Source organism: Stenotrophomonas sp. TWI602, assembly GCF_039674045.1.
Lineage (GTDB): Bacteria > Pseudomonadota > Gammaproteobacteria > Xanthomonadales > Xanthomonadaceae > Stenotrophomonas.
The window spans coordinates 14,356-36,376 of record NZ_JBDJMT010000018.1 but is presented as its reverse complement, the minus strand read 5'-3'; the positions used below and the strand labels follow the sequence as shown (position 1 = coordinate 36,376).

20 protein-coding genes and 1 pseudogene are annotated in these 22,021 nt (G+C 66.9%); 13 read left to right on the top strand and 8 right to left on the bottom strand.

All coding sequences use genetic code 11. From position 1 onward, the window contains the following. Positions 1–113: 113 nt before the first annotated feature. Positions 114–335 (bottom strand): annotated as a pseudogene (locus ABE483_RS14845) (IS30 family transposase); the annotation flags it as partial. Between the two features lie 182 nt (positions 336–517). Here ABE483_RS14845 and ABE483_RS14840 point away from each other — a divergent pair. Then, positions 518–1,429 (top strand): type II CAAX endopeptidase family protein, encoded by a 912-nt coding sequence (locus tag ABE483_RS14840; RefSeq protein ID WP_346481948.1) that lies wholly within the window; start codon positions 518–520, stop codon positions 1,427–1,429. A 368-nt stretch (positions 1,430–1,797) separates the two neighbouring features. On the opposite strand, the gene ABE483_RS14835 is transcribed toward ABE483_RS14840, so the two are convergent. Then, entirely contained in the window at positions 1,798–2,730 is a 933-nt protein-coding gene (locus ABE483_RS14835; RefSeq protein WP_346481947.1) for a LysR substrate-binding domain-containing protein, read from the bottom strand. Between the two features lie 125 nt (positions 2,731–2,855). On the opposite strand from ABE483_RS14835, the gene ABE483_RS14830 reads away from it, so the two are divergent. From ABE483_RS14830 to ABE483_RS14820, 3 genes are read left to right on the top strand one after another with little or no spacing between them, the layout of a single operon-like run. Beyond that, positions 2,856–3,416, top strand: coding sequence for a hypothetical protein (locus ABE483_RS14830; protein WP_346481946.1), 561 nt, complete (start codon positions 2,856–2,858; stop codon positions 3,414–3,416). Continuing rightward, the gene (locus tag ABE483_RS14825) at positions 3,409–3,735 is read left to right on the top strand and encodes a hypothetical protein (protein WP_346463568.1); all 327 of its coding nucleotides are present in this window, start codon (positions 3,409–3,411) and stop codon (positions 3,733–3,735) included. Before ABE483_RS14830 ends, ABE483_RS14825 begins: the two co-directional genes overlap by 8 nt. Before the next feature lie 8 nt (positions 3,736–3,743). Then, entirely contained in the window at positions 3,744–4,595 is an 852-nt protein-coding gene (locus ABE483_RS14820) for an MBL fold metallo-hydrolase (protein WP_313212117.1), read from the top strand. Between the two features lie 81 nt (positions 4,596–4,676). Here ABE483_RS14820 and ABE483_RS14815 read toward each other — a convergent pair whose 3' ends face one another. Both ABE483_RS14815 and ABE483_RS14810 read right to left on the bottom strand, forming a co-directional pair. Beyond that, on the bottom strand, positions 4,677–5,378 hold the full coding sequence (locus ABE483_RS14815; protein WP_346481945.1) for a LytTR family DNA-binding domain-containing protein: 702 nt from the start codon (positions 5,376–5,378) through the stop codon (positions 4,677–4,679). Next, entirely contained in the window at positions 5,366–7,075 is a 1,710-nt protein-coding gene (locus ABE483_RS14810) for a histidine kinase (RefSeq protein ID WP_346481944.1), read from the bottom strand. Before ABE483_RS14810 ends, ABE483_RS14815 begins: the two co-directional genes overlap by 13 nt. 159 nt (positions 7,076–7,234) lie before the next feature. Between ABE483_RS14810 and ABE483_RS14805 the strand changes: the two genes are divergently transcribed. The 4 genes from ABE483_RS14805 (at position 7,235) to ABE483_RS14790 (ending at position 10,615) form a co-directional block, all read left to right on the top strand. Continuing rightward, on the top strand, positions 7,235–8,752 hold the full coding sequence (locus tag ABE483_RS14805; RefSeq protein WP_346481943.1) for an alpha/beta fold hydrolase: 1,518 nt from the start codon (positions 7,235–7,237) through the stop codon (positions 8,750–8,752). A gap of 96 nt (positions 8,753–8,848) precedes the next feature. Then, a complete protein-coding gene (locus tag ABE483_RS14800; RefSeq protein WP_346481942.1) occupies positions 8,849–9,145 on the top strand; it encodes a hypothetical protein in 297 nt (98 codons plus the stop codon). A gap of 121 nt (positions 9,146–9,266) precedes the next feature. Then, positions 9,267–9,650 carry a YbjQ family protein gene (locus tag ABE483_RS14795; protein WP_313212122.1) on the top strand — a complete coding sequence of 128 codons (384 nt, stop codon included), beginning with the start codon at positions 9,267–9,269 and terminating at the stop codon, positions 9,648–9,650. A gap of 86 nt (positions 9,651–9,736) precedes the next feature. Next, the gene (locus ABE483_RS14790) at positions 9,737–10,615 is read left to right on the top strand and encodes an SDR family NAD(P)-dependent oxidoreductase (protein WP_313217418.1); all 879 of its coding nucleotides are present in this window, start codon (positions 9,737–9,739) and stop codon (positions 10,613–10,615) included. A 73-nt stretch (positions 10,616–10,688) separates the two neighbouring features. On the opposite strand, the gene ABE483_RS14785 is transcribed toward ABE483_RS14790, so the two are convergent. The 3 genes from ABE483_RS14785 to ABE483_RS14775 form a co-directional block, all read right to left on the bottom strand. Continuing rightward, entirely contained in the window at positions 10,689–11,501 is an 813-nt protein-coding gene (locus tag ABE483_RS14785; protein ID WP_346481941.1) for a sugar phosphate isomerase/epimerase family protein, read from the bottom strand. A gap of 84 nt (positions 11,502–11,585) precedes the next feature. Then, positions 11,586–12,956 carry an ATP-binding protein gene (locus ABE483_RS14780; RefSeq protein ID WP_313217421.1) on the bottom strand — a complete coding sequence of 457 codons (1,371 nt, stop codon included), beginning with the start codon at positions 12,954–12,956 and terminating at the stop codon, positions 11,586–11,588. Then, positions 12,949–13,632 carry a response regulator transcription factor gene (locus ABE483_RS14775; protein ID WP_313212127.1) on the bottom strand — a complete coding sequence of 228 codons (684 nt, stop codon included), beginning with the start codon at positions 13,630–13,632 and terminating at the stop codon, positions 12,949–12,951. The genes ABE483_RS14780 and ABE483_RS14775 overlap by 8 nt, the downstream gene beginning before the upstream one ends. A gap of 178 nt (positions 13,633–13,810) precedes the next feature. Here ABE483_RS14775 and ABE483_RS14770 point away from each other — a divergent pair, with 178 nt between their 5' ends. The 3 genes from ABE483_RS14770 (at position 13,811) to ABE483_RS14760 (ending at position 18,468) form a co-directional block, all read left to right on the top strand. Continuing rightward, positions 13,811–15,016, top strand: a complete 1,206-nt coding sequence (locus tag ABE483_RS14770) for an efflux RND transporter periplasmic adaptor subunit (RefSeq protein WP_346481940.1) — start codon at positions 13,811–13,813, stop codon at positions 15,014–15,016. Between the two features lie 7 nt (positions 15,017–15,023). Continuing rightward, positions 15,024–18,137, top strand: coding sequence for an efflux RND transporter permease subunit (locus ABE483_RS14765; protein ID WP_346481939.1), 3,114 nt, complete (start codon positions 15,024–15,026; stop codon positions 18,135–18,137). Between the two features lie 112 nt (positions 18,138–18,249). Further along, entirely contained in the window at positions 18,250–18,468 is a 219-nt protein-coding gene (locus ABE483_RS14760; RefSeq protein WP_346481938.1) for a hypothetical protein, read from the top strand. Here the strand turns inward: ABE483_RS14760 and ABE483_RS14755 are convergent. After that, the gene (locus ABE483_RS14755; protein ID WP_313212130.1) at positions 18,465–18,875 is read right to left on the bottom strand and encodes a GFA family protein; all 411 of its coding nucleotides are present in this window, start codon (positions 18,873–18,875) and stop codon (positions 18,465–18,467) included. The genes ABE483_RS14760 and ABE483_RS14755 overlap by 4 nt on opposite strands. 209 nt (positions 18,876–19,084) lie before the next feature. Between ABE483_RS14755 and ABE483_RS14750 the strand changes: the two genes are divergently transcribed. Both ABE483_RS14750 and ABE483_RS14745 read left to right on the top strand, forming a co-directional pair. Continuing rightward, positions 19,085–20,062: a DUF4105 domain-containing protein gene (locus ABE483_RS14750; protein WP_346481959.1), complete on the top strand. Its 978-nt coding sequence runs from the start codon at positions 19,085–19,087 to the stop codon at positions 20,060–20,062. Between the two features lie 38 nt (positions 20,063–20,100). Next, positions 20,101–22,008 carry an alpha/beta hydrolase gene (locus tag ABE483_RS14745; protein WP_313212146.1) on the top strand — a complete coding sequence of 636 codons (1,908 nt, stop codon included), beginning with the start codon at positions 20,101–20,103 and terminating at the stop codon, positions 22,006–22,008. Positions 22,009–22,021: the final 13 nt, after the last annotated feature.

Sequence of the window (22,021 nt, the reverse complement as noted above, 5' to 3'; positions counted from 1 at the left end):
TGGACGTTCGGGGAGGACGGTGGCGCCGACCGCTGGTAATGTCCGCTTTCGACGGCGGTTTCAACTGGTCAATGCAACAGCTTGTTGATATCGCTCGATCCGTGTCTGGAAGTCCCGCGCGACTGGATGAAGAGCGTGCGATAGATCGTCTCGTGTGAGACCTGGCAGCTCGGATCGTCCGGGTAAGTCCGCTTGAGCCAGCCAGCGATCTGTTCGGGCGACCACTGCTGCATCCCGCCAGTCTCGGCGAGAACCCCTCGCACGGACGAGTGATGCCGATCGAACAGCCTCGCCATCTGGTGCAACGACTCGCCCTGCCGCCAGCGGTCCCACATCAGGGCCTTGTGGCTGTCGGAACCGCCACTCAAAGCGGACACCACGGGCGACGACTCAGCGCTATTTCGTCGGCGATCCGGGTGATTCATCGGCGGCTTCTGTGGCTTGGTCGCAAACGGGTAGCCACGCCCCCGCGCGGATGGCAACTTGCAGCGGCGATCACGTCGACCTGGAGCCCCGCATGACCCCCGTTGTCCTGTATTCGCCCGATCCGGCCCGCGGCTGGCTGCCCTGGGCCTGGCTGACGCCGATCCTGATGATCCTGTTCAACGCGGTACCGGTGATCGCGCTGGACGGATGGATGCAGTCGCAGCATTGGTCGACGCCGGGCGGCGATCCGATCGGCCTCGCTGGCTTGCATGCGCTGCTGTGGATCGGCTTTGCGCCGACGCTGGCGGCCGTGCTCGCCTGGGTACGCTTCGTCGAAGGGCGCTCGCTGGCGAGTATCGGGCTGACCGGTCCGGCGCCGCTGAAAACCTTCCTGCGCGGACTGGCCGTTGGATTCGGCACGATCGCGCTGGTCGTAGTCGCGATCTGGATGGCTGGCGGCATGCAGGCGGCGGGCTTGGGGCAGGCCTGGCGGTCGCCCGTCAGTCTGCTGCACATCGGTCTGCTGCTATTGAGTTTCATGTTCCAGGCGAGCGTGGAGGAAGTCATCTTCCGCGGCTGGATGCTGTCGGTGGTGGCGCGCAAGACCAATGTCACGGTCGCAGTGCTGCTGGTGTCGCTCGTTTTCTGCTTCCTGCATTTCAGTCCGCACCAGCCGCCCCTGGTCATGCTCAGCACGTTCCTGTTCTCGCTGTTCGCCTGCGCCTGGGCGCTGCGGACCGGCAATATCTGGGGCGTGATGGGCTGGCACGCGGGGTGGAACTGGTTGCTCGCAACCGGCTTTGAACTGCCCGTCACCGGCATGGATGCGCACTTGCCGGCGCTGCTGGTGGCGCTGCGCCCGCAAGGCCTCGACACCCTGACCGGTGGCGCGCAAGGGCCGGAAGGCAGTTACCTGTGCAGCGTCTTCTTCGTCGCCGCGATCGCGTGGATCCAGTGGCGAAAGACGCGCGGAGCTCAGACCAAGCAATGGAGCGTCTGCTAGCGCTCAGGGCACTCGGTGGTGCCTGAGCGTGGTAGCCGTGGGAATCTCCCGTCTTGAGGGAGTACAAGCGTGCTACTTCACCTCCGCGGCCGCATTCGACCCAGAGCGAACGTTCGCCCCTTGCTCGCGTAGGCTCCGTACGCGTTTCTTCAGCAGTTCGACCTGCACGGAGACATCCCTTGTGCGCAACGTCCATGTAAGCGGAAATGCGAGTGCCACTACCAGCTGGAACCGAGACTGCCTTTGCTGAAGTGTCAACAAAGGGTGATCTGGCTTCCTCGATAAAGTTCGACTAGGCCCACCTTCGGCTTACGTTTCGCAATGTCTGCTCCTGGCCGGTAGCGGACATGCAACGAGATCCGTTCGTTTCATTCGTGGAGTCGCGGACTTTTGTCGCAAGCGATATCTTCAGCCCAAGGTTTGCCAGCCTCCTCTAGTAGCCACCGTGAGAACGTCTTCACAGGTCTGGGCGTCAAACCCATCGGTTCGGGCAGCACCAGGCAGAACGTCTTGGACACCGCCTCGCCTTGCGGCCATGGCGCCACCAGCCGACCTTGCTCCAGCTCTGTCTCCACGTAGAGACGTGGCACCAAGGCGACTCCGAGGCCTGCAAGCGCTGCTTCAATCAGCATCGCATGAAGGTCGTAGCGTGCACCCACCGCTACGTTAGCGAGAGCGATACCGACGTTCTCGGCATAACGCTGCCAAGCATCGGGACTCTGTCGTCTGTGCAGCCGCGGCAGTTGGTCCAGCGTGACGCGAGCCTTTGCGCCCTTGATGAGCGCGGGATGGCACACCGGCACCAGCACTTCCTGCAGTAGCGGGTAAGTGCGCATACCTGTCCAGGCTGGGTGCTCGAAGTGCACGGCGGCGTCGAATCCACTGCCGGCCAGCGCGAACGGGTCAGTGCGCTCGGAAAGGTGCACGGTGATGTTCGGGTGCGCGCGGGTAAACGCGGGCAGGCGAGGGATGAGCCATCGCAACGCGAAGGTGGGCGTTACGGCAATGTCCAGGCTTGCAGCGTCCTTCGGTTGGCCCATCAGGTATTGGCTGTCCCGGTCCAAGCGGTCCAGCGACTCGCGGACCTGGGCGGCGTATCGCTGCCCATTGGGCAGGAGGCGGACGCGATTGCCGACCCGCTCAAATAGGGGGACCCCCAGGAAGGATTCCAGCCTGCCGATCTGGCGGCTGATGGCCCCCTCGGTGAGGGAAAGCTCTTCCGCTGCCCGCGCAAAGCTGCCGTGGCGGGCGGCGGCCTCGAAGGCGGTCAGGGCGGTGCTACTGGGAATCTTCCTGCGCATGGGGATTCAGCGTGATCTTTTGTCACTGAAGCATACCGAAACATCGGTTTGATGCGAGCTAATGCAGGCCTAGCATGAGGGGACATCAACAAGGGGCGCGCACAAGCCGGCCCAGGAGTGTTCCCATGATCTACACCGTCGAATGCAGCTATTCCGACTCCGCCAGCGAGGAGGAATGGAACGATTTCTACAGCCTGCACAAACTGCCTGCGCTCATTTGCGTGCGGGGGTTCCACACCTCGCAGCGCTTCAGGGCATGTGGTGCGGGGTGCCCGACCTACCTTGCCCTTCACTCGATAGACGGCCTGGAGGTCCTGCAGGGGGACGAGTACGCCCGGAAGGGAGGGGGCAACTTCGCACGCTGGCAGCAGCACATCACCGACTGGCATCGCAACCTATACAGTGGCTTGGATCGGGCCTCCGCCGTCGAACAGGGCGATTACCTGCTGGTGAGTCGCGTCGGCCCTGAGCCGCTCATTGAGATGGGGACTGCATTCGAGGCCTTGCATGCGGTTGCGCTCGATCGCGCGCCCGCAGCACTCTGGCTTGCGCGCGTTCCGGCCGGGCAAGTCCCGGTCTTGGAATCCCTTCCTGACGGTGTGCACGCGTATACGCCCATGACCGCGCAACTCAAGAGCGTGGCGGTTGAAGGCCAACAAGGATCGGAGCAGCGCTCACATGCCTAGGCTCTCGATCTCCTTCACCGCGGAGCGGATGCCGGCGGACGACAGTCTGGCCGCGCTCACTGAGCGATGCGCGGTGCTGTGTACGGACATGCTGGGTGCTGCGTTGGACAACGTCCACATCCTTTACCTGGCTGCGCGTCAGGGGCGGGGCCATCCGGCATCTGCGGAACTGGCCTACCGACTGGGTCCGGAGAGGACGCCCGAGCTCATGGACGAATTCATGCGGCAGCTCGATCTGGCCATCCAAGACCATGCTGGGCTGACGGCGCGCATCCGATGCTTTGGCTACGGCAATGATTCCCTCCACGCGCGAAACTGACGAGCGGCATGAACGCATCCATCATTGAACGGGCTCTGCCCACCCTCCAGATCGGTGACTTCCTGATCCAAGCGATCAGCGATGGCCATCTGACCACCAGTCTGGATCTGCTCTCCCACATCGATCCGGCCGAGGCCGCGCAGCTACAGCTGAAGGCCGGGGTCAGCGACCCGTCCTCGATCCATATCAACACCTACCTGGTGCGGGGGAAGGGCCGCACGATCCTCATCGACGCCGGTGCCGGGGGGATCAAGGGCTGGGGAGGGGAATTGAGGGGCAATCTATTGCGAGCCGGTGTGCAGCCCACGGATGTGGATACGATCTTGCTCACGCATGCGCATCCTGATCATGTTGGCGGTCTACTCGATGCTCAAGGTCACCCCGTCTTCCCCAATGCGGAGCTGCTCATACACCCACGCGAGCTGTCCTTCTGGGAGGACGACGGCAACCTTGCCCGCAGCAATGATCGTGCCCGGGGCAACTTCCTGCTCGCACGGCAGGTGTTCGCCGGCTATCGCCGCAACTTGCGCTTGTTGGCCGAGGGCGATGTACTGCCCGGTATCAGTATGGTTCCGCTGTCAGGCCATACGCCAGGGCACACCGGATATCGGGTGGAATCGGAGGACCGCAGTGCGTTGATCTGGGGTGACATCGTGCATTTTCCCCACATCCAAATTGCCCGGCCCGACGTATCCATCGCATTCGACCAGGATCCGCAGCGGGCTGCGGCGGCCCGTTCAGCGCTTTTGGATATGGTCAGTGCAGATCAGTTGATGGCGGCCGGCATGCACTTGGGTGAGCTGGGGTTTGTTCGCATTCAACGCATCGGAAGAGGTTATTCCTTCACATACGCCGGATGAAGAAGGACTGGTTGTTGTAAAGGCTGCGTCCGCTCCTGGCCGAAATCCGACATCGGTCCTGCAGCGGTCTTCTCGAAGCGCTTATATCGACCCAAGTTCCCCGCGCACGTCCTCAACAAACGCCCGCCCCACCGGCACCTCAGCCCCATCATTCAGCACCAACCAGTAACGGCTCCCCGAAGCCGCATGCAACGTCCGCACATGCGTCAAATTGACCAGATACGACCGATGGCAACGCACAAAGTCCGGCGGTAGCACGGCAGTAAGAGTCGCCAGCGATTTGTCATGCAGCTCACTCCGCCCATCGCGCATACGTACTTCGCTGTAGTCCCCATCAGCACGAATCCAAAGCACATTGGCGAGCTCCACCATCGCCGTCCCCTGCGCATGCCAGATGCCCAGGTAACGCGCCGCCCCGGACCGATACCGCCCAACATCCAGCAGCCGCTCCAGCGCCTGCCCCAGCCGTTCGCGTGAGAAAGGCTTCGGCACGAAATCCAGCACCCCATGCTCAAACGCCTGCAGCGCCCGCTCCCGATGCGCGGAGACCACCACGCAGTGGTATCGGCCAGCCACCACGCGCTTCAGCAGGTCGAAGCCATCCTCTCCACCCAGATTCAAATCCAGCAGCAGGCCGTCATACACGCTGCGCTGCAGCCGGTCACCGGCGGCGTCAAGGTCGGCCACGGCATCGAATCGCGCGCGGCTGCCAGCCAGTTCGGTGCACATCCGCAGCAGCCGCTGGCGGACCAGCAGTTCGTCCTCGACGATCAGGATGCGCATGTCAGCTCCATGCGGCCGTACCAGTCGTTGCCATCGGGGCCTTGTTCAAAGCGCCAGTTCTCGGGGCAGGTGGCGGCCAGGCTTGCCTCGATGTAGCGGGTGCCCGTGCCTTGCCCGCGATGCGGGGCAGTGCCGCGTGCGCTGCGCAGCTCCAGCATCCAACGGTCGCCGTCGCGTTGGATACGCAGGCGGAAGGGATGCTCGGCACATGCGACGGCTCCTGCATGAGTCAGCGCATTCTCGACCTGCGCATGCAGCACGCCGGGCGGCAGCCATAGGCCCGTGTGCTCTCCGTCGACCTCGAGACCGATGTGGCGATCCAACGCGAGGCCGACGATGTCCAGGTGGTTGCGGCACAGCGCCAGCTCTTCGTCCAGCGGCACGCTGGGGCGGGTGCTGCTCTCGCGCAGGCGGTCGAACTGCTCGGCCAGCGATTCGACCAGGCGGCTTGCGCGCATCGGTGCCTGTTCGATCAGTTCCTGCAGGCCGGTGAGGGTGTTCATCAGCCAATGCGGTTGGATGCCCCGTTGCAACAGCTGCAGCGAGAGGCGGGCACGCTCTTCGCGCAGCTGCGCGTTGTGGTGGTCCAACGTACGCAGTTGGGCGGCGTGGCGGATCAGCAGGAAGCCCATCAGCACGGCCAGGAACAGGAAGTAGGGGCCGTCGAGGAAGATGCCGCCGGCCAGCGGCACGGCGAGTGCACCGGCCACCACCAGGGTCAGGATTGGCCAGCGCTCGTCGGGCTCGCCGCGGGCGCGCAGCAGCACGTAGGCGGAGGTCAGCAGGCTGAGCAGCAGGAGTGCGGCACCGCGGCCGTCGAAGCTGGGCACGAAGGCGGCCAGCGCCAGCAGTGTGGCGAGATAGGCGACGCGGGCTGTCTTCGGCACCGCGACGCCGAAACGACGCGCCAGGTAAGCCGGCAGCAGGATCGCCGCGGCGAGGTGCAGCAGAAGCAGCATGAGCAGTCGCGGGCCGTGCCACGGATAGCCATAGCCGACCAGCGGCCGCCATGCTTCGACGACGGGCAACGCAAGGCCGACGACCCCCAATGCGAGCAGCAGGCGCGCACCCGGTACCCGTGGACGGCCGCGCTGTGCAGCGAGGAAGTAGAGGCAGGCCGCACTCAGCGCCCCCGTGGCAAGCGCGGCGATCAACCACGGTCCAAGGTTGAGGCTGTAGATCGAGGCAGCCGGCCCGACCGCAACGAAGGCATCCGCGCCCCGCAGTTTGAACCACTGATGATGGCTGGAGGCGAGCAGCACCACCGTATCGGTGCCACTGGAGGAAGAGGGCGGCAGCACACGGATGATGTCCACCTGTCCCGGCTGCTCTTCGTCCGCGTTGCGGCCGACGGTGCCATTGGCGGCCAAGGGCTGGCCGTTCCAGAAGGGCTGGCTGGCGGCGCGTACCGAGATGCGCAGGGCACGGTCGGCCGCGCCGTGTGCTGGCTGCGCAGGCAAGCGCCAGCGCAGCCAGTAAGGGCCGCGCCACTTCACCAGTTCGCGTTGGTTGGCCGCTTGCCATTGCAGTGCCGTCGGTGGTGCGGTGGGCAGTGCGCCGTCGGCATCCAACGTGGCGGGTGCCATCTCCTGTGGCTCGTAGTAGTGCACGCCCGGTGGGGGCGCGACCAACAGCAGCCACGCGGCGACCGCGATGAGCAGGACGACGAGGGCGGTCAGGGTGCGTGGGATCTGCATGCGTCCATCGTATCGGTTGCGCGGAGTCACTGGACCCCCGCCTGGAGCTGTTCGGCGGACGGGCCGTCCTCGGCTGCCGTGGGGAAGGTGATGCTGACGGCGTGGTGCATGCGCCGTCACTCGGTGCACGATTCCCTTACCTCCCACCCGGAGTCCGTCATGTCCAACATCCCGATGTCCCTGTTCCGCTCTCCTGCTCCCGGCCTGTGCCTGCCGGTCACGCGGTGGGCAGCGCTCTGCCTGACCCTGGTCGGCGCGTCACCTGTGCTGGCACGTGATGCGGCGGCGCGGCTGGAGTTCGCCCCCTATGCGTTCGAGACGCAGAAGCACGGCACCATCGCCGCCGAGGCGGGCTACCTGGAGGTGCCGCGCCGGCATGCCGACCCCAACGGCCCGCGCATGCGCCTGCGGGTGGTGCGCCTGCCGGCAACGGGGGGCGATGGCAATGCGTCGCCCGTGGTGTACCTGGCCGGTGGTCCGGGGGGCTCGGGGATCGGGACCGGGCGCGGACCGCGCTGGCCGGTGTTCGATCAGGTCCGGCGCGAAACCGACGTGCTGCTGCTCGATCAGCGCGGGGCGGGTGAGTCGGAGCCGCCGCCGTCGTGCCCGCATGAGCACACGTTCGACGATGCAAAGCCGCTGCAGCACGATGCGGCGCTCGCCGCGCTGCGTGACGTTGCCGCCCGCTGCGTGGCGTACTGGCGGGAGACGGGCGTGGACCTGGGGGCCTACACCACCGCGGAAAGTGCCGGCGATCTGGAGGACCTGCGGCGTGCGTTGAAGGTGCCGAAGATCAGCCTGTGGGGCATGAGCTATGGCACGCATCTGGCGCTGGCCACGGTGCGCCTGCACGGCGCCGGTCTGGACCGCGTGGTGCTGATGGGGACGGAAGGACCTGATGACACCTTGAAGCTGCCGCTGTCGGCCGATGCGCTGCTGGCGGAGCTGGGCGTGTTGGCCAAAGGAGCGGGCTTCGATGATCTGACCGGCTCGGCCACGCGCGTGCTGGCGGCCCTGCGCGAGCAGCCGCGCCAGGGCCGCAGTGTCATGCATGGCGGCAAGCCCGTGATGATCGGCGAGTACGACGCGCAGCTGGCGATCAGTGCCTGTCTCGGGCGCCGCATGACCCAGCAGTGGCTGCCGCTGATCCTGCGCGATGCCGAGAACGGCGACTACGATCTGCTGGCGGCGATGGTCCTGCTGCTGCGCAGTGAGTACGGCAGCTACGGCGCGATGTCGCTGGCGATGGATGTGGCCTCGGGCCAGACTCCGCAGCGCCGCGCACTGGCCGAGGCGCAGGCACGCGAGAGCCTGTTCGGCGATGCGCTGAACTTCCCGTTCCCGGCACTGGGGGATGGCCTGGGGCTGGTCGATCTTGGCGATGCTTTCAGGGGGCCACTGCGCAGCAACGTGCCGGTGCTGTTCATCAGTGGCACGCTGGATGGGCGCACGCCGCCGGCCAACGCCGAGGCGCTGCGGCCGGGCTTCAGCGACAGCCGCACATTGCGGGTGCGCGGGGCCAGCCACGACAACGAACTGTGGCTCGGGAATCCCGCCATCGCCGCGGGCATCACGGACTTCCTGGCAGGTCGGCCGGTGGGTGATGCGGAGCTGGACGTGGGGGCGCCGGTGTTTGCGCGTAGCAAGAGCGATCTGGTCGATCCGCGGGGGCGCTGAGGGCTGCCGGAAGTGCGACTGTGTGCAGGTGCTGTGGACCGACCGAGGTGTATGGTTTCGGCTGGCCCGGCGCTTGCGCCAACACAGGAGGACGCGATGACCGATCCAACGGTGACTTCCGTGCACGGCACGCCCGATGATTACGGCGACACGCTGCACCGGGTGTATGTCGAAGTCGGGGAATCGGAGGACATCGCCCGCGATGCGATCACCACGTTCCTCGTTCAACGCGCCAGCGACAATCCTGCCTTCGACTTCGACGCCTCGCTCCTGCACGCCCGTCCGCACGGCTATGAAGTGGACCTGCCGATGCAGCTGATTCCCGAGGTGGTGCGTGCGCTGGCCGAGCGGAATATCGCGGTGTACCAGGTGGTCAGGCTCGGCGGGATATAGGGGCGCCGCCGGGCGCCACGGGACGTCGCTTCCTTGCTTGCCTTGGCGCTATCCTTCCGCCAGCGCCAGCCGCACCCTGCGTGCTGGCCGGATCGATACTCTCAACCTGGATAAGGCAGCAATGGCAGATCCTTACAACAGCGGTGGCCGCGCAGGCCCGGCAACCCGGCTCGACGATTCCATGGTGACCACGGCGATGGAGCTGCCCGGCTTCCGCGTGGTGCGCAGCCTGGGCGTGGTGCGTGGCATCACCGTGCGTTCGCGTTCCATCGTGGGCAACTTCCTCGGCGGGCTGCAGACCATCTTCGGCGGCAACATCACCATCTACACGCAGCTGTGCGAGCAGGCGCGCGAAGAGACCTACCGGGACATGTCCAACCATGCGCGGCTGCTGGGCGCCAACGCGATCATCGCGATGCGCTATGACGCCACCGACGTGATGACCGGCCTGACCGAAGTGCTGTGCTACGGCACGGCGGTGATCGTCGAGCCCACGCACCGCTAAGCATCTCGTGTGCGATACGCCCTGCGTATCGCAGCAAGCTGTCATCGGTATTGGCATCCGCGCTGTCCAGGGCGGATGCTGTCCGCATGACGATCAACGACACACTTTCTTTCGCCGGGCAGGTCGCCCTGGTCACCGGCGCCGCAGGCGGCCTCGGCTTCGCCTACAGCCGGTTGCTGGCCCAGCGCGGCGCGCATGTGGTGATGCAGGACGTGGGCGCTACGCTGGACGGTACCGGCCGTGATCCGCAGCGGATCGATCACGCTGTTGCGCGTCTGCGTGCCGAGGGGCTCTCTGTCGAGGCCAGCCACCAGGACATCCAGTCCCGCTCCGCGGCCGCTGCACGGGTCGCCGATATCCTGCAGCGGCATGGCCGCCTGGACGTGATCCTGCACAACGCGGGCTGGGTCGAGTACCAGCGGATCGATGCGGTGGACGAGGATCGTTTCGACCACATGATGGCGGTCGCGGCCAAGGCGCCGTTGTGGCTCGCCCAGGCCGCGTGGCCGGCGATGCAGGCGCAGGGGCATGGCCGCATCGTGCTGACCACCTCCGACCGCGCGCTGTACCCGCAGTACGTGCAGCACGGGCTGGCGGCCTACGCGGCGGCGAAGTCGGCCGCGGTCGGCATCGTCAATGTGCTGGCTGCCGAAGGCGCCGCGCATGGGATCGTGGTCAACGCGGTTTCACCCGTGGCCAAGACCCGCATGTGGGGCGTGGAAGGCGAGCCGGATGAGCTGCACCCGGAGGCCGTGGCGCCGGGCGTCGTGTTCCTGGCCTCGCGCGCCTGCATCGAGGGTGGCTGGATTCTGCGCGCCAGCAACGGCCAGTTCCATGCCACGCGGCTGAGCGAGGCCGAGGGCGTGCGCTATCCGCGCGATCTGCGGGCCGTAGTGGCCGGTAACATCGAGGCGGTCGCCAGGCAGTGGCCGCAGATCGCCAAGTCGGCAGTCGAACCACGCTGACACCCGCTCACGTCCTGACGTCCTGCGCTTGCCGGATTTCCCGACACGGCCCGCGGGTGGCAGCCGTCGAGCGTCAGCGCGTCAGCACGGCCTCCAGCGCGGCGATGGCCTCACGTGCCACCGCATGTGGATCGCGGGCCTTCAGCGCATCGTTGAACACCTCCAGCCCGATCGGCCCGCCGTAACCCATCGCGGCCAGCGCATCGATCAGCGTCTCCAGCGGCCAGAGGCCATCGCCCGGCAGGCAGCGGTGATGCCGCGCCTGCGTGGTGACCTGGCCGGGCAACGGCTGGGTCAGCACATCCGATAGCTGCACCAGCGCGATGCGCTCCACCGGCACGTCGTGCAGATCGTCGGCGGTGCGCCCGGCGGCGAACAGGTGGAAGGCATCGACCACGATGTCCAGGTTCGGCGCGCCGACCTGCTCGATCTGCTGCCACGCAGAGGGCAGGGTGGAATGCAGGCGGCTCCAGGCCATGCCTTCGTAGGCGATGCGCAGGCCACGTTCGGCGGCACGCGCGCACAGCCAGCGCAGGTCGTCGGTGACGCGGTCGGGCACGTAGTCGGTCGCGGTGCAGGCGGGCACCAGCACCGTGCCTGCGCCCATGTCGTGCGCCAGCGCAAGCAAGGACAGTGCCTCTGCACGCTTGCCCTCGCGGGTGGCCGCCGAAGCGCCATCAAAATCCAGCAGCACCTGCACGTCGGTGAGCTGCAGGCCGGTGCGCGTCAGGGTTGCACGCACCTCGGCGACGGATGAGGACTCGACATCCTCACGCCACAGCTCGACCTGTGCGAACCCTGCCGCGGCGGCGGCACCGAGTTTCCCGGCCGTGTCGCCGCCAAGCAGGATGGTGTTGAGGAAGCGCGGGCCGGGCAATGAGGACATCGAGGGGTACACCTTGCAGCGAATCAAGCGTCGCCGCCGATGCTAGTGGCTACCGCATCGCCGCGATGTGCAGGCGGCCGGGTGTCAGCGAAGCCCCTCCGCCGCGCAGCGGATGCTCAGCCATGCGCCGCCGCCCGGCGCATCCCCGGCGCGGACCCGGAACCCATGGAGGCCGGCGATGGCGGCCACGATCGAAAGCCCCAGCCCGAAGCCCTCGGTCGTCTCGCCGCCGCTACCGCCGCGGAAGAAGCGCTGGTAGATCAGGCTGCGATCCTGCGGCGGAATGCCGGGGCCGTTGTCGATCACATCGATGCGCGGTGCGCCGTGGTCATCCACCGCGCGCAGCACGATCCGGCCCTGCGCCGGGGTGAAGTGCAACGCGTTGGAGAGTAGGTTGGCCAGCGCCTCGAACAGCAGTTCGCGGTCGCCCCACAGCGTGCCTACCTGCGGGGTGATCTCCAGCAGCAGCTGCTGGTCCTTCTCCTCGGCCAGTGGCAGGTAGAACGCGTGCAGTTCCTGCAGCAGCTCGCCCGCATCCAGTTCGACGAAGGCCGAGCGGCGCTGGTGGCTTTCCAGTTCGGAGACGCGCAGCAGCGCCCCGAAGCGCGCCATCAGCCGGTCGGTTTCGGTCAGCGCCTTGTCCAGCTGCGCGGCACGCGGGTCATCTTCTTCCAGCCCGACACGGGTGCGGTAGAGATGCGCGCGCAGGCGGGTGAGCGGGGTCCGCAGATCATGCGCGATGCTGTCGCACACGCCCTTGACCTCGGTCATCAGCTGCTCGATGCGTTCGAGCATGGCATTGACGATGCTCGAGAGACGGTCGATCTCATCCGGGTGGCCGGACACGGGCAGGCGCTGGCCGAGATCGCCGGCGATGATGCGGTTGGTCGCGGCCTCGATCTGCTGGATCCGTTTGAGCGGGCGCCGGCGCAGGATGTGCCAGCCGGCCAGGCCGGGAATGATGGTCAACGAGACGCCCCACAGCAGCGCATCGAGAATGATGCTGTTGACCGCGGAGAGCTTGCCGCTCTGGCGAACGAACACCAGCAGCCGGCCATCCTGCGTTTCCACGCCGAGCGCGCGCCCGGGCGCCTTGATCGGCCCACTACGCAGGGACCAGCGTTCCACCGCCTGCGCGTGCCCGTCGATGCTCAGGCCATCGGGAATCGCCAGGAGTGGGCCGGACAGTGGCTGCCCGCTGCGGCTGAAGATGCCGTAGGCATACGCCCCGTGCAGGTCATAGCGCAGGCTGTCGCGCAGCGCATCGTCCAGCGCCGGGCCCTCGAACTTCTCGAACAGGTGCGCGCGCTGCTGCAGGCCGGACTCGGCGAGGTCGTTGAGGTAGTCCGAGACGCGCCAGTACATCACCCCCAGCAGTACGCTGGACCAGGCCACGAACAGCACGCAGTACAGCCCAAGCAGCCGGCTGCTGGAGGAACGCCAGTGATCAGACATGGTCGTCCAGGACATAGCCGGTGCCACGCACGGTGCGGATCGGCTGGGCACGCCCGGGCTGGTCGATGCGCTTGCGCAGGCGCCCGATGTGGACGTCGATCAGGTTGGTGCCGGGATCGAAGTGGTAGCCCCATACCTCCTGGAACAACATGGTGCGGGTGACCACCTGGCCGACGTTGCGCACGAGGAATTCCAGCAGTTTGAACTCGGTCGGCAGCAGGGTGATCTCCTCGCCGGCGCGGCGGGCGGTGCGGGTCATCAGGTCCAGCTCCAGGTCACCGGCGCGCAACTGGTTCTCCGCCACGGCTGGCTGCCCGTGGCGACGGATCAACACCTCCACGCGGGCCGCCATTTCGTCCGAGGCGAAGGGTTTGGTCAGGTAGTCGTCGCCGCCGGCGCGCAGGCCCCGGACCCGCTCATCCACATCGGAAAGGGCGCTGATCATCAGCACCGGGGTGGTGATGCCCTGGCGCCGCAGGGCCGTGACCAGGGCCAGGCCATCCATGCCCGGCAGCATGCGGTCCAGGGTGATCACGGCGTAGTCGCCGCGGCAGGCCATGGCCAGGCCGTCCTCGCCATTGCCCACCCGGTCCACCTCGAAGCCGTGGCTGCGCAGTTCCGTGGCGATCTCCTCGGCGGTGACGAGGTCGTCCTCGATGGTGAGTACGCGCGGCATGGGCCACTTTGACGATTGGGACCGGTGCATCGTCGCAACCCCCCGGAGGGACTGCAAATGAAAAATGTTTCATGCGGTTTTCGCCGGATCCTCGCCCCGCTTCTCCTATATTCGCCCCGAGCAGTGGCCCTGCCGCCCGGGGCCATGTGCCCCGTTCACGCCTGGAATACCGTCCCCCATGACCGATCCGCTCCCGTCCTCCCCGGCCCCCGGCCTGTTGTCCGGCCCTTGGCGCCTGCCGCTGCTGGGGCTGGCCGTGGCGTTGGGGCTGGCCGCCTGCAGCAAGGAAGCGCCCAAGGCAAAGGGACCGGCGCCGGAGGTGACGGTGCTGACCCTGCAGACGCAATCGCTGGCGCTGGCCCAGGAATTGCCCGGACGCACGGTGGCCTCTCAGGAATCGGATGTACGCCCGCAGGTGTCCGGGGTATTGCAGGCGCGGTTGTTCGAGCAGGGCGAGATGGTGAAAGCCGGGCAGCCGCTGTTCCAGATCGAACCGGCGCTGTACCAGGCCTCGGTGAACGAAGCGCAGGCCAACCTGCGCACGGCCGAGGCCAGTGCGGTGGCGGCGGGGTTGCGTGCAAAGCGCATGCAGCAGCTCGGCGTCGGTCAACTGGCGGCGCAGCAGGACGTGGATGATGCGGTGGCCACCCACCAGCAGGCCGAGGCGGCGGTGCAGGCGGCGCAGGCGGTGCGCGATACCGCACGCACCAACCTGGGCTTTGCGCGGGTGACCGCGCCGATCAGCGGGCGGATCGGCCGCGCGCTGTTCACCCCGGGCGCGCTGGTGACCAACGGCCAGGCCGAGCCGCTGGCGCGCATCCAGCAGGTGGATCCGATGAACGTGGATATCACCCAGTCCAGCAACGAGTATCTCGCGCTGCGCCGCGCGATCGCCGACGGCGGCGTGGAGGCGACCACCGCGCCGGTGCAGCTCAAGCTCTCCGATGGCACCGACTACGCCCTGACCGGCACGCTGGAATTCGCCGACATCGATGTGGACCAGGAAACCGGCAGCATCACCCTGCGGGCACAGTTCCCGAATCCACAGGGCCAGCTGCTGCCCGGCATGTACGTGCGCGCCCAGGTCGGCCAGGGTACGCAGCAGCAGGCGCTGCTGGTGCCGCAGGCCGCCGTGGACCGCAGCCCGAAGGGCGAGGCGCTGGCGTGGGTGGTGGGCGCGGACGGACGCGTGCATCAACGCACCTTCGGGACGGCGCGCGCGGTGGGTGACCAGTGGCTGGTGCTCGAGGGTCTGCGGGCCGGTGAGCAGGTCGTGCTCAGTGGCCGCCAGGGGCTGAGCGAAGGCGCCACGGTACGGATCAAGCCCGCGGGCGAAGCCGCACCGGCCACGGTGCCCGCCGCCGCGCCGGCCGGCGAGGGCTGAGCCGCCGATGCTGCCGCGCTTCTTCATCCACCGCCCGGTCTTCGCCTGGGTCCTGGCCATCTGCATCATGGCGCTGGGCACCATCGCGGTGACCCAGTTGCCGGTGGAGCAGTACCCGGACATCGCGCCACCGCAGGTCAACATCACCGCCAACTACACCGGTGCCTCGGCGCAGACAGTGGAGGACAGCGTCACCCAGGTGCTCGAGCAGCAGATCAAGGGCATCGACCACCTGCTGTATTTCTCCTCCACCAGTTCGTCTTCGGGCCAGGCGCGGATCACGGTCACCTTCGACCAGCGCGCCAACCCGGACATTGCCCAGGTGCAGGTGCAGAACAGCGTCAACCAAGCGATCAACCGGCTGCCGCAGGAAGTACAGCAGCAGGGCGTCACCGTGGCCAAATCGCAGGGTGATTCGCTGATGGTGGTGTCGCTGTATGACACCCACCGGCGCATGGAACGGGTGGACGTCTCCGATTTCCTGGTCAGCAATGTGCAGGACCCGATCAGCCGCATTCCCGGCGTGGGCGAAATCAACGTGTTCGGTTCGCCCTATGCGATGCGCATCTGGCTGGACCCGCACAAGCTGCGCGCGTTCGACCTGATGCCCTCGGATGTGCGCACCGCGATCCAGGCGCAGAACACCCAGGTCACCGCCGGTGAGCTGGGCGCGTTGCCAACCGGGCCGGCGCAGGCGCTCAACGCCACCGTCACCGCGCAGTCGCGGCTGCAGACCGCCGAGCAGTTCCGCGCGATCATCCTGCGCACCCTGCCCAGTGGCGCGGCCGTGCACCTGAGCGATGTGGCACGGGTGGAAATCGGCGCGGAAAACTACCAGACCAGCAGCTTCCTCAACGGCTATCCCGCAGCAGGCTTCTCGGTGACGCTGGCCTCCGGTGCCAACGCGCTGGAGACCGCCGATGCGGTGCGCGCCGAGATCGAGCGGTTGCGCCCGAGCTTCCCGCCCGGGCTGGAAGTGGCCTACCCACGCGACAGCACGCCGTTCGTGCGGGTCTCCATCGAGGGGGTCATCCACACCCTGATCGAGGCGATCGTGCTGGTCGTGGTGGTGATGTTCCTGTTCCTGCAGAACCTGCGTGCGACGCTGATCCCGGCGATCACCGTGCCGGTGGTGTTGCTGGGCACGTTCGGCGTGCTGGCGGTGGCTGGCTTCACCATCAACACGCTCACCCTGTTCGCGATGGTGCTGGCGATCGGCTTGTTGGTGGATGATGCGATCGTGGTGGTGGAGAACGTCGAACGCATCATCCATGAGGAGCACCTGCCGCCGCGCGAGGCGACCGAGAAATCGATGGGCGAGATCACCGGTGCGCTGGTCGGCATCACCGTGGTGCTCGGCGCGGTGTTCCTGCCGATGGCCTTGTTCGGCGGCTCCACCGGCATCATCTACCGGCAGTTCTCGATCACGATCGCCTCGGCGATGGCGCTGTCGGCACTGGTCGCGCTGACGCTCACCCCGGCGTTGTGCGCGACCCTGCTCAAGCCATCGAGCGCGCAGAAGCCACCGGGCCGCTTCTTCGCCTGGTTCAACCGCGGCGTGGAGCGCAGCCAGAACGGCTATCGCGGCAAGTTGGGCGGCATCGTGGCGCACCCGCGTCGCTGGATGGCCTTCTACGTGCTGCTGGTGGTGGGGGTGGTCGCGTTGTATGCACGGATGCCGACCGGCTTCCTGCCGGTGGAGGATCAGGGCCAGGTGACGTTCCAGTTCTCCACCCCGGAAGGCACGCCGATGGCGCGCACCGAGGCGTTGGGCGAGCAGATCAGTCGCTATTTCATGGAGCACGAGAAGGACAGCCTGGACGTGGTGTTCGTGGTGGTCGGCCGCAACAACGCCGGCACCGGGCAGAACGCGGGGCAGGGGTTCATGGCGCTCAAGCCGTGGTCCGAACGCGATGCCAGGCACAGCGCCGGGGCGATCATCGCCCGCGCCAACGCGCATTTCCGCAACCTGCCCGATGCGAAGGTCAACGTGCTGGCGCCGCCGGCGGTGCGCGGGTTGGGACAGTCCAGCGGGTTCGAATTGTGGCTGCAGGACAACAGCGCCGCCGGCCGGCCGGCGCTGCAGGCCGCCCAGGCAAAGGTGGTGCAGGCTGCCAGCGATGACGACCGGCTCACCTCGGTGCGGTTGAATGGCCTCGGTGACAAGGCCGAGCTGCATCTGGACATCGATCAGGCGCAGGCCAGTGCGCTGGGCCTGGCCCAGGCCGACATCAATTCAACGCTGTCCTCGGCGTGGGGCGGCACCTACGTCAACGACTTCCTCGACCGCGGCCGGGTCAAGCGCGTGTACGTGCAGGGCGACCAGCCCTACCGCAGCGTGCCCGACGACATCGGCCAGTGGTATGTGCGCGGCAGCAACGGGCAGATGGCCTCGTTCGCCAGTTTCGCCAGCAGCCACTGGTCACGCGGGCCGCAGCTGCAGCAGCGCTTCAATGGTCTGCCGGCGATGCAGATCCAGGGCAGTGCCGCCGAAGGGCGCAGCTCGGGCGAAGCGATGCAGACCATGCAGACGCTGGTGGCCGAGCAGCCCGGCTTTGCGCTGCAGTGGAGTGGGTTGTCCTACCAGGAGCAGCTGTCCAGCAACCAGACGCTGTGGCTGTACGCGGCCTCCATCGCCTTCATCTTCCTGTGCCTGGCCGCGCTCTATGAGAGCTGGACGGTGCCCGTGGCGGTGATGCTGGTGATCCCGCTGGGCGTGATCGGCACGGTGATCGCCACCACCGCGGCGGGCTTCGTCAACGACATTTACTTCCAGGTGGGGCTGCTGACCACGATCGGTCTATCGGCCAAGAACGCGATCCTGATCGTGGAGTTCGCCGAGGCTGAGTACCGCGCGGGCAGCTCGGCGGTGGAGGCGGCACTGAAGGGCGCGCGCCTGCGCCTGCGGCCGATCGTGATGACCTCGCTGGCCTTCGTGGCTGGCGTGATCCCGCTGGCCCTGGCGACCGGCGCTGGCGCGGTGAGCCGGCGCGAGATCGGTGTCAGCGTGATCGGCGGCATGCTCTCCGGCACGCTGCTGGCGATCCTGCTGGTGCCACTGTTCTTCGTGCTGGTGCGGCGCCTGGGCAAGGCCCGCCCCGATCCGGTGGCAAAACACTGAACGGAGATGCCCTCCGGACCCCCGATTTCATCTTGTTGACCCATTCCGTTCACGGTTTCAATGCCGGTGCGCCATTAGCGTAGATCGTCCCCACACCGCTTGGAGACACGCCATGAATCCCCTGCAGACGGTCGCTCGGACCATGCGAAACGGGTTGGAAGAAGTGGCGGCCCTGGTGGTCGGCCAGCGCGCCGAGTCACTGCGCCAGGACGATACGGCCGCGCCCGGGGTGGGCATCCCGATGCCGCGCCGGCTGCCGCTCAAGCGCCCGCTGCTGCATGGGCGCAAGGGCATGGCCCCGTGGCAGAAGATCGGCCCGGGCCGTCGCTAAGCGCGGTTGGCATCGGCGGGGTGGTTGACCCCGTCATTCACCGGCACCTCGCCGATATCGAACGGATTGACACCGTCCAGGCAGCCGACGTTGTAGCCATATTCCTCCGGTGAAGAACGTCGCTGATGGTGCGTGTAGATGCCGCACACGCCGCAGAAGTGGTGGCGGGCGACGTGCGTGTTGAACTGATACAGCCGCAGTTCGTCATGGCCCTGCACGATCTCCAGATCCGCCAGTTTCACCGAGGCCACGATCGCGCCGCGGCGGCGGCACATGGAGCAGTCGCAACGCCGGGGCGCGACCACGCCGTCGGGCAGGTGCAGGCGCAGGACGACGGCGCCGCAGTGGCAGCGCAGCAGATGGTGGCGCTGGATCGGCACGCCGCCGATGGTGGTCAATCCCTGCATGAGGGGCGCTTCCCGGGTAGCCGTTGGTGGCCAAGTATGCGATCGGGTGGGCAGGCGACGCCATGTGGTGCCGGGTCCGGGGTGAACGCCGGCCCGAAGCTGAACAGGCTCGACATGCAGCGCACACAGGGGTTATGGCTAACTAGCGCCCCGGATAGACGACGGATCGATGCGTGAAGAAGGCAGGACGATGGGGGCTGGCGTTGCTGATGCTGCTGGCGGCGCTGTGGATCACCGGTTTGCTGGCCTACCAGCTGCCGGGTCCGGGCTGGGTGCGGTATGTGCTGGTCGGCCTGTGGGCGCTATTTGCCGTCACCGGTGCGATCGGGGTGGCGCGTGCGCGCGCCGGGCGCTGGCCGGGCGTGCTGTACGGCGTGGCGCTGGTGCTCTCGGGCGTCTGGTGGCTGCTGCTCACCCCACGTCAGGATCGCGTCTGGGCCGATGATGTCGCCCAGCGGCTGAAGGTGGTCGAGGTGGATGGCCCGCGTGTGGTGCTCGACAACGTGCGTGATTTCACCTGGCGCAGCGAGACCGACTACGACGCGCACTGGGTACGCCGCGAGTACAACCTGGACCAGCTGCGCTCGGCCGATCTGATCATGTCCTACTGGATGGGCCCGGCGATCGCGCATACGCTGATTTCCTTCGGCTTCGACGACGGTCGCTACCTGGTGTTCTCGCTGGAGATCCGCAAGGAGCGCGGCGAGTCGTTCTCCGCGCTGGGCGGGTTCTTCCGCAAGTTCGAGATGACCCTGGTCGCTTCGGAGGAAACCGACATCGTGCGCACGCGCACCAATGCGCGGGGCGAAGATGTCTATCTGTACCGCCTGCACGGCATGACCCAGGAGCAGCTCAAGGCGCTGTTCGTGTCCTACCTCGGCGAGGCCCGCAAGCTCGATGCCGCGCCGGCGTTCTACAACACGCTGACCAGCAACTGCACGACCATCGTGTACGAACTGGCCAAGCAGATCGCGCCGGGCCTGCCGATGGACTACCGGCTGCTGGCCTCGGGCTACTTCGCCGAATACGCGCGCGATCTGGGGGTGCTCACGCCGGGGGTACCGTTCGAGACGCTGAAGGCACGCGGGCGGATTACCGACCGTGCGCGGGCGAGCAATGCAAACGATGATTTTTCACAGGTGATCCGCCGGGACGTCCCGGGGACAGGGCAGGGAAGCGTTCCATGAGTTCCGCATTGAAGCTGTTGCCGCACCGCGCCTTGCCGATGCTGGCCGTGGTGCTCTCGCTGCTGCTGTCCAGTGGCTGTGCGATGGTCACCATGAAGCAGGTGGCCCCGACCGAATACCTCGCCAACAAGCGCGGCGACGTGCTGACCTCGGGCAAGCTCAGCGCTGCCTCGCAGGAAACGCTGAGCGTGATCGGGATGGACGTGGCGCAGTGCGAAAAGGACGTGGCCAGCTGCCAGAAGACGCTGGAAGAGACCGATGTCCTGCCCGAGGAACAGCGCCTTTCAGCGCAGTCCGAGCTGTGGGTGAAGACCGCGTTGGCGCTGACCCCCAAGCCCAAGGACCGCGAAAAGACGCCGATGTCCGACGCCGCCCTGGATGCGTGGCTGGAAGCGGCGCGGTATGCGTATGCGTACCTGTTCTTCAGCGGGCGCACGCCTTCAGACCGCGCCTTCGAGGATCGCCAGACGCAGGTACGCGATTACTACAACTACGCCGCCGAGCAGACCGCGTCGGTGGTGTTCAAGCGCAGCCGCGAGAGCGCGCTGGAAGGCGAGGATTACAACGCTGCCGTCGCCGGGGAGCGCTGGACGCTGACCTCTGATTTCGATGAGCTGCGCATGCAGAGCATCCCGACCCGGATGGTGTCCGCCTCGGCGGTGAGTTTTGCCGGGCTGCGCAGCACCTATCGCCGCGATGGCTTCGGCGCCGAGCTGGTGGTGATCATGGACCCACCCAAGCTGGTCGCACCGGCCGACGGCGGGAAGGCGGAGATTCCGCAGTACAGCGAGATGTCGGCGATCAACGCCACCGCCCTGCTGCGCTTCAAGGGTGACAATCTGCAGCAGGTGCTCGATACCACCCAGGTGCTGTTTGATGTGTACTCGCCCGAGTCCACCGAGAGCGTGGACCTGCACGGTGAGAAGGTTCCGCTGGCGGGCAACTTCACCGCAGCCTACGGCTTATGGCTGGCCCAGTCCGGCTTTGCCACGCAGTCGCTGCGCACGCTGTTTGGCCTGAGCGAAGGCATCGGCGCGCCGCACATGTACCTGATGCAGCCGTGGGACCCGAATCGCCGCATCATCTTCATGCTGCATGGCCTGGGCAGCAGCCCGGAAGCCTGGGTCAACGTGGCCAACGAGATCATGGGCGATCCCGAGCTGCGCCGGCATTTCCAGGTCTGGCAGGTGTACTACCCGACCAACGCCCCGATCGCGCTGAACCGCTACGAGATCAACCAGGCCTTCAACAACACGCTCAAGCACTTCGACCCGACCGGCAGCACGCCGGCCGCCAAGGACATGGTGTTCATCGGCCACAGCATGGGCGGCGTGCTTGCACGCCTGCTGGTGACCTCCTCCGGCGATGTGCTGTGGAACGATCTGCTGGCCAACTACGATCTGAAGGGCGAGCGCCTGAAGCGCGTCGAAGCCAAGCTCGGCCCGCTGCTGCACTTCACCGCCGAGCCGAACGTGGAGCGGGTGATTTTCATCGCCGCGCCGCACAAAGGCACGGACATCGCGGGCAACCGGCTGGGGCGCCTGATCGGCCGGCTGGTGCGGTTGCCGATCACCATTCTGGGCAAGTTCGAGGATGTGTTCCTGACCCTGCAGGAATCCGAATCGGCCAACAGCACCACCAAGCTGCAGATTCCCAACAGCATCGACAACCTCAAGGCCAGCGATCCGTTCGTGAAGGCCGCTGGCGCGCTGCCGATCACACCGGGGCTGAAGTACCACTCGATCATCGCCCAGCGCAAACCGGAGGTGCCGTTGCTGCAGTCCGACGATGGCCTGGTGCCGTACTGGAGCGCGCATCTGGAGGGGGCGGTATCGGAGAAGGTGATCATCTCCGGGCACAGCGTGCAGGAGACCCCGCAGGCCGTGCTGGAGATCCGCCGCATCCTGCGAGAGGACCTGAAAGAGGTCGGCGACACGCATCCGTGAGGATGCGCGCGCC